Raw genomic sequence first — 12,201 nt, forward strand, 5'->3', positions numbered from 1 at the left:
ATCATGGAAAAACAACATAATTTAAAGAAAGTTAACGGCGAAAAAATCCTTTCTCCATTAATTTCAGCAAAAGAATTAAATAATATTTTAAGAAAATCAAATATCAAAATTTTTGATGTAAGAGGAACTTGGGGAGTAGATCCTAAATCATTGTATGATGAATATAAAATTGGACATATTCCTACCGCAAGCTTTTTAGACTGGAGAAAAGAATTTATTGAAGTGAACGTTACTCCCAATTTAGCGCAAATATCTTCGTATCCTGAGGCAAAACAGTCTTTTATAGATTTAGGCATTCATAAAGATGATACTGTAATCCTGTATGATGATTACAATCATATGTTTGCTGGCAGAATTTGGTGGGCTATGCGTTACTGGGGTTTTGATAATGTTCGAGTTCTAAACGGTGGTTTTAAAAACTGGAAATCAGAAAATCTGCCTGTTTCACAAGAAATACTGAACGTATCAAAAGGCACATTTGAGCCGATAGCTAGAGAAAACTTAAGAAAGTCATTAGAAAATTTTATAATTGAAAAAGAGAATTCTTGTGTTCTAGATGGACGAGGTATTGCTGGGTATAGAGGAAAACCAGAAGATCCCCGCACAGGTCATATACCTGGTGCAATAAGCGCTGCATATACTTCATTTATAGATAAAGAAACAGGGCTTTTTATCAAACCTTCAGAGATTATTGCTTTATTTAATACTACTATTCCAAACTGGAAGACTGAAAAAATAATTTGCTCTTGTGGAGCTGGTTATTCTGGTACTGTAGCAATGTTAGCATTGGCACAAATAGGGATCGAATCTAGTTTATTTGATGGATCATTTAATATCTGGAAACAAGATCTTAATAGGCCAATATCACAATCTATTTAAAACATAAATTTATATTTTACTTAAATAAAAAGAAAACAATACTTAATACTGGATTAAAAAGATCGTTTGTTATTGTATCATTGTTAGACTTTTATAATATAAAAAAACAAAAAACTATCGCACAATAATAAGTTTAATAATATTTTATACTACACTAATTTATATATTTGATATAGGCAGTAATTAAACAAAAGTGGAAAAATTAAAAAACTGTATTCTAAGTCAAATTGCCATTGAAAAAAAATCAATGGATACCATTCTTTCAGTTTTTGAACCATTAGAAATTGTGAAAGGTGATTTCTTTCTAAAATCAGGAAGGATTTGTCGCCAAATGGCCTTTATTGAATCTGGTTATATGAGAATGTATGACATTGCAGATGGAAAAGAAATAACCTTATGGATTGGTAGTAGTGGTAAATTTATCACTTCGCTTTCAAGCTTCATTTTCCAAACAACAAATAACTGGAACATACAAGCAATTACAGACTGCAAACTATATGTAATTAACCGAGAAAATCATTTTAGGCTAAATAAAACTGAGCCCAAATGGTTAGAGTTTGATAATATGTTATTGGCACATTCTTTTGCCTTACTAGAAAAAAACATGTTTGCTCAATTACATACTACAGCAAAACAACGATTTATAAGTTTACTAGGTGAAGAACCAGATCTTTTTAAAAATGTCCCATTACAATATATAGCGTCTATGTTGGGAATTACTCCAGAATCATTAAGTAGGCTTAGAAGAATGAATTAACTATCATTTGTCAAGAGAGATTAAACTTTGTTTACAGAAATTTGCTAAAACAAAATCTCATTCAAATGAATAAACTACAAAATGCCTTAAGAATCAATACCCTCTTCTCGAGTACATTAGGCATTATTTTGATTATATTAAATCAACAAATCGCAAAACTATTCGGTACCGATAACAATACCGTTTTTTGGATCGTGGGAGTCGTATTGATGTACTTTGCTTTGACCATTTGGTTTGAAATCAAGAAGCAACGAAAATCAGCTATCATTTGGATTATAACTCAAGATTATGCCTGGGTGCTGGCTAGCGTATTGCTCGTAACATTTAATCCCTTTCAAATTACCAAAACAGGGAACTTAATAATCAGTATTATTGCGTTAATTGTTTTATATATGGGTGTAAATCAAATGATCAAATTAGACTCAATCAACAAATAACTTCCCGTAAGCCCGATAGATAGAACTAATCACTTTTGATAATAATTATTTTAAAAGGTTTTATTTCCTAAAAAATAATAATGATTTTTTTTAAACGTATACTGTACTGGCCAAGTATACGTTTTTTAAATAGATACAAAATATAAGGGTAAGGATGAGTAGCTTAATCGAAAGTTCATTACTTTTAATTCCCATTCTAACCAAACCAAGATGTTAGAATTTATTTTGACTATTTAAAAAGATAAATTTAACCATTATGAAAACCTACAATATGACTAGTCTCTTAAAAAATATAATTGCATTCGTGCTACTCTTATTTAATTATACATTAGTATTAGGGCAATCGATTAACTATACAGCGTCTACAGATATTATAGCAAACCCTGAAAGGGGATTACAAAAATATTCTATTACATCCAGTGAGTACGCAACGACTGCGGATTTTAGCAACTTATCTGTTAGCACTTTAAATAATTGGAAGACAAGCACGGACAAAGTAACTGTTGTATACCGTTATTTTCTTTTAGATGCATTTTTAAATACAGATATTAACGCTACTTTTTTAGACAATATTCAAGGAGATTTCGATAATGTAAGAACCGCTGGTCTAAAAATCATTGTGAGGTTTTCTTATTCTAATTCTCAAGGGACTTCAGCACAACAACCAACCAAATCCCAAATATTAACACATATTTCTCAACTTTCTACAGTATTAAATACCAATAAAGATATTATTTTTTCTATTCAAGCTGGTTTTATTGGTACTTGGGGAGAATGGTATTATACAAACTCTACAGAATTTGGTACCGATGGTAGTATCTCCGAAACTCAATGGGCTAATCGCAAAGAAATAGTAGATGCAATGTTAGCAGCTACACCAATAGAAATCCCTATCCAAGTTAGATATGCAGCTATTAAAACTACAATGTATGGCGATACACAACTAAATGAGCAAACCGCTTATGAAAATACTGAAAATGCCAGAATTGGATTCTATAATGATGCGTTCTTAAATGATTTTGGTGATCAAGGAACCTACGGTGTGTCATCCCAATGCGAAAACCCTGTTGGAGCAATTGATTACTCTTATATTTCTAACGAAACCAAGTATTTACCAATGACAGGAGAGACTAATGGTATAAATACTTGCGATAATGGTTTTAGAACGAGCGGCGCTAATGCGTTAAATGAATTAAATTTAACCAATTGGACAACCATAAACAGAGATTACTATACACCCTTTTGGACTCAGGCAATCAACTCAGGCCATTATGACGATATTGTAAAAAACGTCGGATACAGATTTGTTTTAAATTCATCAACGATAACGACTAATAATAGTGATTTTGACCTAAGTTTAGATATCACAAATGTCGGTTTCGCAAGACCTTTTAAAAAAAGAACTGTATATCTAATTTTGAAAAATACAGCTACAGATGAAATCATTACAGAAGTGATCAACACAGATATTAGAACTTGGGAATCTTCTGTTTCAATAACACAAAATTTTGATTTAGGGTTAACCGGAACATTTCAATTATATCTTTGGATGCCTGATACTGAAGCATCTTTAGCATCTAATTCTGATTATAGTATTCAACTTGCAAACACAAATACTTGGCAATCTGAAACAGGCTACAATAACCTACTACAGACAATATCTTTAAACAACACACTTAATGTTGATGATTTTTCGATTACAGACAATTTCTCAATCTATCCAAATCCGGCATCCGATATTATTACAATAAAGTTAAAAAAATATGATAGTGCAGAACTTGAAATTTTTGATATTAACGGCCAATTAATCAAAGGATTATCTGTATCTCAAGATTCTCAGTTAGATATTTCTGACTTATCAAATGGAGTGTATTTTTTACGTTTAAATAAAAACAAATTAGTTACTCGTAAATTGATAAAAAAATAAACATTATATTTTGTAATAAATCGTAATCACCATCAGTAGATCGTAGTCGTTATACGTACTGTTAATGAAACACAAGATTCTGATTATTCGAAGAATATAATGGCTAAAAAACCTGACAAAAACATAAAAGAAAAGAATAAAACGAATTCAGAACTAAAAAGGATTGATAGACACTATTTATATGCCGAAATTCAAAGTTTACTTAATTTAGAAAAAGGTTTTTTATTAACCGTAAAAAACCTCTTGATTAAGCCAGGAAAATCGGTTCGGGAATTTATACACGAAAATAGAGAAAAGTACGTAAAACCCATTCTATTCTTAATTCTTACTTCTGTGATTTTTACATTTATTATAAATTCATTAGATATAAGTTTTAATCTTTTTAACATTGATAAAATTCAAGGTTTTCATGGAAAGATTCGGTCTAAAGAAATTGGAGATTGGACTCAAAAAAACATTGGATATTCTCAACTCGCAATGGGTGTTTTTATTGGGTTATGGATAAAGTTATTATTCCGAAAATCGAATTACAATTTCTATGAGATATTAGTTCTTTTATCATTTATTTTAGGTGAATCCTTTATAGTTTTAGGCACTTTTATTCTTTTAGCTACAATTTTAAAAAGTCCAATTATAGGGCTTGTTGGTGGCTTTATTTACTTTATTTATATCATTTGGGGAATTGGACAATTTTATGGAGAGAATCGGATCATAAATTATCTAAAATCACTTTTAGCCTATGTTTTAGGTAATGTTACTTACATGATATTAATGGCATTATTAGCTTATATTTTTAAATTTATATAACGAAAATAATACTACTTTTTATTTAAAAACATTTAATAAACCAGTCCTGAAAGAACATCTTTATCATATCAAAACTGATGACAACGAAATCATTGCTCTTTGGAAGCTGAGTTCTAAAAACATATCTGGTAAACATATTTTCCTAACTCACGGGACATTTTCTAATAGAAAAATATGTGACGGTATAACATCATATTTAATAGAAAGAGGTTTTACTTGTTGGATTATGGAATGGAGAAATCACGGAAAAAGTTCAAAAACCAAAAAGGAATTTAATTTTGAAACCATTGCAAAATTTGACATTAAATCAACATTCAATTTTCTTTTCAATATCCAAAACATAAAAAAAATAGATTGTTTAACTCATAGTGGTGGTGGTATTATCTTAACAATGTTTTTAATTAACAACCCGAGTTATAACCCAATGATTAATAGTATTACTTTATTTGCTGTACAGGCATTCGGAGCTGGAGAAACATTGAATAGTAAAATAAAAATAGTATTAAGCAAATATATAACCGCTTTATTAGGAAAAGTTCCTTCGAAAGCTGCAGGTTCTACAGAACAAGGCGAAAGTTATTATACCATGAAACAATGGTTTGATTGGAATTTAAAAAAGAACTTTATAGGAGCAAACGGATTTGATTACTTAAAAAGGATGAATAGTATCAATGTACCTATTTTATCAATTTGTGCGCAAGGTGATCATTTTATAGCACCAAGACAAGGTTGTGAAAAGTTTCTCAATGCATTTGACAACGAACAGAACAAGCTTCTTTTCTTCTCAAAAGAAAATGGAAATTTAGAAAACTATAATCATAGTCGTATTTTAAAATCTCAAAACTCAAAAAAAGAAATATGGCCTATAGTAGCAAACTGGATTACCCAAAGAAAAACTAATACTTGATACTAGAGAATTAATTATTAAATTAGAAATGTAGAAAACAAGACTAATACTATTAAACAAAGAGTTGTTTTTAAGTATTAATAATTAATTATAAGCAACAAAATAGTTACGATACTATCATTTTGGGTAGACATTTTGAAACACCTTAAAATATTTAAGAAAATGGCTAAAAATAAAACCACAGAAACAGAAGTAAATGTCTACGATTTTATTGAATCATATGTAGATAACGATCAAAAGAAAGCTGATAGTCATAGATTAATAGAATTAATGAGTGAATGGTCAGGTTTTGAACCTAAGATGTGGGGACCAACTATAATAGGTTTTGGAAGCTATCACTATAAATATGCAAGTGGTCATGAAGGTGATGCTCCTTTGCTAGGATTCTCACCACGTAAAACACAATTTTCACTCTATATTTATTCAAAAACAGAAAAAAGTGATATTCTCCTGACGGATTTAGGGAAATTTAAAATGGGGAAAGCTTGTATTTATTTTAAGAAACTAGCTGATTTAAATATCTCAATTGTTGAAAAACTGAGTATGGAAACAATTGCATATTTAAATGAACATCATGAATGTGCTTGTAGAAATTAATAATAATTGCAAGCCAGCACTATTCAAAAATCTATTAAACGAATTTTATATTAACCGTTAGCACCAAATAATTTAAAATCAAATAAAATGAAAGTTACTGTCGAAAAAAATGAAAAGGTTGCCAATATGATATTTGCATCCATTTACCCACTTTACCTTAACAGATTGGAGAAAAACGGTAGAACAAAAGAAGAACTCGACCAAGTAATTAAATGGTTTACTGGTTTTGATAATGATGCTTTACAAAGGCTTATTAATGAAAAAGCTACGTTTAGAACGTTTTTTCAAAAAGCTAAAATAAATCCAAACGCACACATGATTAAAGGAGTCGTTTGTGGTTATCGAATTGAAGAAATAGAAGATGAATTTGAATTATATAAACAATGCAGACGTATGGAAAAGCTAATTGATGAATTAGCAAGAGGCCGTAAAATGGAGAAGATTTTGCGAAAAGAAAAGAAATAAAAACTGATAATAGCAATTATCCATAGAAAATGAAAATCCCTAAAATAAAAGGAATAATTGACAGGCGAATTCTTATCAACTATCAAGTTGACAAGGAGATCTTGGAAAATTATTTACCGAAACCATTTAGACCCAAACTCATTAATGGAAAGGGTATTGCTGGAATATGTTTGATCAGGCTAAAAGAAATTAGACCTAAAGGATTACCGAAACAATTAGGAATTTCCTCAGAAAATGGAGCTCATAGGATTGCAGTTGAATAGAATGAAAACGGAAAAGTAAAAGAAGGTGTTTACATTCCAAGAAGAGATACTTCTTCTAAAGTAAACTCTTTAGCCGGAGGTACTATTTTTCCGGGTGTTCATCATCTTGCTGAATTTACGGTTAATGAATCAGACGGAAATTATAATGTAGCATTTATTAGTGATGACGATACCTCTTTATCAATTGAAGCAAGTGAAACAGACAATTGGAACGAAGAAAGTGTATTTGATAATCTAAATTGCGTCTCAGACTTTTTTGAAAATGGATCAATTGGTTATTCTCCTGACAAAAATGACTTTGACGGATTAGAGCTTAAAGCATATAACTGGAAAGTATCCCTCTTAAATGTAAAAAAAGTTCACTCTAGTTTTTTTGAAAATAAAACTATTTTTCCAAAAGATTCTATAAAATTCGACAATGCACTTTTAATGAAGAATATTAAACACGAATGGATTGGATTAGAAAAAATAAAAGCATCTAAATCTATATAAAAAGCGGTTTATAGCTGTCTCGAAATAACTTATAAACAACATACCACAATAAAGTATAAAACAATGTTTAATCAGAATAGTTCGATTACTAAAATCTACTACTATTTTTAAGCCAATCCGTTGTATAATTAAAGAAAACCAAAAAGTATACGTATTTCGAAATTCCGTATAAGATTCCAACACATCATTGTACTGATCTTTGCTCTATTATTTTAAATAAAAAAAGATCAACATGAGTATCAAAAACCAATTTGGAAAAAAGGGATGGACCCCTGATAGAATCGGATCACTTAAAGATAAGACATTTGTTATCACAGGTACTACAAGTGGTACAGGATATGAAGCAGCAAAAATATTGTTATCCAAAGGAGCAAAAGTAGTAATGCTTAATCGTAATCCAAAAAAATCAGAGGACACTATCGCAACATTAAAACAAGAACTTAGTGATAATATAGATGTATCCAATATACGTATGGATTTGGCAGAACAAGCTTCGGTAAAAAAAGCAGCAGAAGAAGTTCTTAAGACAGTTCCGCGAATCGATGCGTTAATGTGCAACGCGGCCATTGCTCAAGTACCAAAACAAACCTTAACCGTTGATGGTTTTGAAAGTCAGTTAGGTGTAAACCACTATGGTAACTTTTTACTACAAGCGTTACTTTATCCAAGAATTGAAGAATCTAAAGGACGTATTGTGACTGTAGGTAGTATGGGATATAACTTAGGAATTAAAACCATACAATTCGACGATATGAATTGGGATAAAAATTACAGTCCTAATGGAGTATATAGCCAAAGTAAATTGGCGCAAATTATGTGCGTCTACGAATTACAAGATCGATTGAAAAAAGCAGGCAAGACCGATGTTAAAGCGTATGCTTGTCATCCAGGAGCTTCCAGAACATCATTGATCAAAACTAGTGGTAGTCTAGTTACTAGATTCGTGTGGCAAATAATGAAGTTGACTCCAATGGTGCAATCTGCAGAAAAAGGTTCGTATCCCGAATTGATGTGCGCCACAGAAGATGATTTAGATCAAAAAGGATTTTACGGACCTACAGGAAGAGGTTATTTTAAAGGTCCTGTTGGCGAATGTTCGTTAGAACCACACGCAAAAGATAAAACTGTAGCAAAAAAGTTATGGGAAGTGTCTGAAAAAGCGATAGGGTTAAAATGGAATTTATAAACTATATAATTGAAAAAAAATTAAAACATGGATATTCTAAAAGCATCAACAGACTGGGCAAAAGCTGAACTTTTTTCGACACCATTTTTCATTCTTTTCGGAGTGTTATTTATAGCTGCAAGCTTAGGTTTTTGGCAATTGGGAAAAACCGACATAGCAAGAGCTTACATTATTCCAACATTGGTAGCTGGCTCATTATTGGTAATTATTGGGTTAGGGTTATTTTTTACTAATAAATCAAGAATTACAGAATTTAAAAAAGCCTACAATAGCGATACTACAACTTTTGTTACTTCAGAACTCCAACGTACCAAAAGCACTTTAAAAGAATATAAAAACGTTGTTTTTACTGCTGTCCCCATAATTATTACGGCTTGTGCCCTCTTCATTTTATTTATCAATACACCTATTTGGCGTGCTAGTATGATTACCACCATCGCCATGTTAGTTGTTATTTTATTGATTGACGGCACTGCCCATGCGAGAATTGATGTTTACCAAAAACAACTGTTAACGGTAGAAAAAGAATTGAAAAAATAAGATGAAACATTTTAAAACATTATCAGCTTATCTAGAATATCTGGAACTGCCTAGACCAGAACATCCCATGCTAAGCGTTTTTTCTTCTATTAGAAATAATTTTTTGCCGTGCCCTAAGAAGAGTTCTCCTCCTATTACCAATGATTGTTATTCTATTAGTTTAAAAAAAATTATAAAAGGAAGTTTAACATATGGACGTACCAAATATGATTTCAACAATGGTGCTCTATTTTTCATCTCACCAAGACAAGTATTACAATGGGATAACAACATGATTTTTGAACAAAAAGGATTTTCCATCAACTTTCATGAAGATTTTCTGAAAAGAACTGAATTAGCAAATCAGATCAAAAAATATGGATTCTTTTCGTACTCAGTCAATGAAGCACTACACCTATCACCCAAAGAGGAAAAATTGATTGAAGGGATTGTAGAAAGTATTGATATAGAATACCAAAATAATCAAGATAGATTTAGTAAGGACATCATCATTTCCCAACTAAGTACTCTTTTTAAATATACCAATCGCTTTTACGAGCGACAATTTATCAATCGAAAAGATTTTTCTAACGATCTCCTAGAACAATTTAATCAGCAACTGGAAAGCTATTTTGATTCAGAACAATTGCAAAAAATTGGAATCCCTAGCATTTTACAAATTGCTAATAAACTCTCAGTTTCGCAGAGATATCTAAGTGATACGTTAAAAAAAGAAACAGGAAAAACTTCTACCGAACATTTACACTTATACTTAATTAATGAAGCTAAAAATATTTTATTAAACCCTAGCAAAAGTATCTCAGAAGTAGCCTATGAATTGGGGTTCGAATACCCTCCCTATTTTTCACGACTATTCAAAAATAAAGAAGGTATCAGCCCTAGCGAATACAGAAAAAAGTATAAAATGAATTAAATCAGCCAATGCAACTTAAAGTATAGAAATCAATTAGAATTAGTAGACATACCAGAAAAAGTTTAAATTGTACATCAAGTTTTATATACAATTCGTTGTATAACCCAAAACCTTGAAAAGAAATAAATTACTAATTAATCTTTGAGCATATTATGAAATCATCTATTTTGAAAAAAATAATTTTCTCTTTCTCCTGTATAATAATATGTAGTATATCAATTGCACAAGATAATGACTGCAATTACTTTGGTTTATCCAAACCCAAAACAATTCCGCAAGATTTTAATCCTGAAATATTAAATTTAAAAGGAAGCTTTAAATTTAACGTTGAAATTAAAAAATGTGATGAGATCTATTTCACCACTATTGATTCAAAAGAAAACATCTACATATCAAACAAAAATAATGGAAAATGGAGTGAACCAAAAATTGCATCTTTTTCGGATCCAAAGTATAGTGACGCTGATCCTTTTTTGACTAAAAAAGGGGATAGAATATATTTTATTTCTGAAAGACCAACCAGCCAAAATGATGAAAACACGGATTGGAATATCTGGTATGCTAATAATGAAAATGGTATGTGGGGAAAACCCAAGCCACTTCCTGAACCTATAAATTCAAAAGAATTTGATGAATATTTCTTCTCGATTTCAGATAAAGGAAATGCTTTTTTCTCATCTAACAGAGCTGATGGTCAAGGTTCTTTTGATATCTACACTGTAAAAGTATTAGATAATAATACGTTTTCGGAACCAAAGAATGTAGGACGACCATTAAGTACCGAAAAATATGAATTTGACCCTTATATTTCAAACGATGAAAGTTTTATAATTTTCTCAATCAACGAAAATGGTAATAGCAGTCTTTACTATAGTTATAGAAATAAAAAAAATAATTGGACAGAGCCTCAAAATTTGGGAGATCAAATTAACATCACAAATCAGGATTTTGCGCCATCACTTTCTAAAGACGGAAAATTTATTTTTTATTCAAATAATGGAAAATTAAAATGGGTTAGTTCTGAAATAATAAGGATCCCTAACTAGAATATCTCACAATACTACTTACACATCATTATGGTTTTGTGTCATTTTTAAATAAAAGCTTGATTTAATAATATATGAAGATTGTAAAAAAAATATTTAAATGGCTTTTATTTATTTTACTAATTCCAATTTCCTATTTAATAATATCATTGATTCTATCTGCTATAACAATCAACTCAAAAACAAGTAATAACGATTTAAGTAAATCTGTTTACTTAAGTACAAACGGAGTTCATTTAGATATTATATTACCAAAAAAAGATATAGATAGCATGCTCTTATCAGGCATCAAATATGAAAATATCGAAAAATACATATCATTCGGTTGGGGAGATGAAAACTTTTATATTAATACACCAACTTGGGGAGATTTGACTTTTAACAATGCATTCAAAGCAATGTTTTTGAAAAGTTCGACATTAATTCATATAACTCGATATAAACAAAAACATTCAGATTGGGTCGAAATAAAAGTAAATGAGATTGAATTGCGAAAATTGAATATTTATTTATTAAATACTTTTGAGAAAGATGAAAAAGGAATGAAAATTCTATTAAAAAATAAAGGGTATTTTTCTATGGATGATTTTTATAAGTCTAAAGGAAGTTACTCTTGTTTTAAGACTTGTAATAGCTGGGTAAATACTGGATTTAAAGAAAGTGGGTTAAAATCTTCTCTTTGGACGCCATTTGATTTTGGGCTTTTAAATAAATACCAATAAAAACAAGTTAACCCTAAACTCCGAAGATAATACTCTAGAAATTAAGCTAAATGATCAGTATGCTTTTTATTTGATGTATAGTTTGTGAAACTAAAATCAATACTATACAATCATGATAACCATATTATAAGAGACATTGTAAATCAATTAAAAAACGTAGTCATAAATTGTAAGTGAAATGTAAGACAATCTGTTATTAAACGAAAAATAGCGCAACTTATCGAAAACAAGGAATAATATAGAAAAAATAGAGTTAATTAGGT

General features: G+C 30.1%; 14 protein-coding genes. All 14 read left to right on the top strand.

The genetic code is table 11. The features are described from left to right. Window positions 1-3: 3 nt before the first annotated feature. Entirely contained in the window at window positions 4-879 is an 876-nt protein-coding gene (locus tag NMK29_RS13325) for a sulfurtransferase (protein WP_108803749.1), read from the top strand. A gap of 193 nt (window positions 880-1,072) precedes the next feature. Then, window positions 1,073-1,636 (top strand): Crp/Fnr family transcriptional regulator, encoded by a 564-nt coding sequence (locus tag NMK29_RS13330; RefSeq protein ID WP_051335997.1) that lies wholly within the window; start codon window positions 1,073-1,075, stop codon window positions 1,634-1,636. Window positions 1,637-1,701: 65 nt separating this feature from the next. Then, entirely contained in the window at window positions 1,702-2,073 is a 372-nt protein-coding gene (locus NMK29_RS13335; protein ID WP_108803748.1) for a hypothetical protein, read from the top strand. A 256-nt stretch (window positions 2,074-2,329) separates the two neighbouring features. Continuing rightward, window positions 2,330-4,000: a DUF4832 domain-containing protein gene (locus NMK29_RS13340; RefSeq protein WP_108803747.1), complete on the top strand. Its 1,671-nt coding sequence runs from the start codon at window positions 2,330-2,332 to the stop codon at window positions 3,998-4,000. A 99-nt stretch (window positions 4,001-4,099) separates the two neighbouring features. Further along, window positions 4,100-4,807, top strand: a complete 708-nt coding sequence (locus NMK29_RS13345; protein WP_108803746.1) for a DUF3667 domain-containing protein — start codon at window positions 4,100-4,102, stop codon at window positions 4,805-4,807. Between the two features lie 136 nt (window positions 4,808-4,943). After that, on the top strand, window positions 4,944-5,714 hold the full coding sequence (locus NMK29_RS13350; RefSeq protein WP_255411793.1) for an alpha/beta fold hydrolase: 771 nt from the start codon (window positions 4,944-4,946) through the stop codon (window positions 5,712-5,714). Window positions 5,715-5,876: 162 nt separating this feature from the next. Then, a complete protein-coding gene (locus tag NMK29_RS13355) occupies window positions 5,877-6,311 on the top strand; it encodes a DUF1801 domain-containing protein (RefSeq protein ID WP_108803744.1) in 435 nt (144 codons plus the stop codon). 87 nt (window positions 6,312-6,398) lie between these two features. Next, complete coding sequence (locus NMK29_RS13360; protein ID WP_108803743.1) at window positions 6,399-6,776, top strand: DUF2200 domain-containing protein; 378 nt, start codon at window positions 6,399-6,401, stop codon at window positions 6,774-6,776. A 29-nt stretch (window positions 6,777-6,805) separates the two neighbouring features. Next, window positions 6,806-7,039 (top strand): DUF2071 domain-containing protein, encoded by a 234-nt coding sequence (locus NMK29_RS13365; protein ID WP_234424278.1) that lies wholly within the window; start codon window positions 6,806-6,808, stop codon window positions 7,037-7,039. Window positions 7,040-7,763: 724 nt separating this feature from the next. Continuing rightward, window positions 7,764-8,717: an SDR family oxidoreductase gene (locus tag NMK29_RS13370; RefSeq protein WP_108803742.1), complete on the top strand. Its 954-nt coding sequence runs from the start codon at window positions 7,764-7,766 to the stop codon at window positions 8,715-8,717. A 27-nt stretch (window positions 8,718-8,744) separates the two neighbouring features. After that, window positions 8,745-9,257 (top strand): hypothetical protein, encoded by a 513-nt coding sequence (locus NMK29_RS13375; protein WP_108803741.1) that lies wholly within the window; start codon window positions 8,745-8,747, stop codon window positions 9,255-9,257. A 1-nt stretch (window position 9,258) separates the two neighbouring features. Then, the gene (locus NMK29_RS13380) at window positions 9,259-10,170 is read left to right on the top strand and encodes an AraC family transcriptional regulator (protein WP_108803740.1); all 912 of its coding nucleotides are present in this window, start codon (window positions 9,259-9,261) and stop codon (window positions 10,168-10,170) included. 167 nt (window positions 10,171-10,337) lie between these two features. Beyond that, a complete protein-coding gene (locus tag NMK29_RS13385) occupies window positions 10,338-11,216 on the top strand; it encodes a sialidase family protein (RefSeq protein WP_159092240.1) in 879 nt (292 codons plus the stop codon). Window positions 11,217-11,290: 74 nt separating this feature from the next. Continuing rightward, window positions 11,291-11,938: a DUF2459 domain-containing protein gene (locus tag NMK29_RS13390; RefSeq protein ID WP_108803738.1), complete on the top strand. Its 648-nt coding sequence runs from the start codon at window positions 11,291-11,293 to the stop codon at window positions 11,936-11,938. Window positions 11,939-12,201 lie beyond the last annotated feature (263 nt).

Source organism: Aquimarina sp. Aq107, assembly GCF_943733665.1.
Taxonomy (GTDB): domain Bacteria; phylum Bacteroidota; class Bacteroidia; order Flavobacteriales; family Flavobacteriaceae; genus Aquimarina.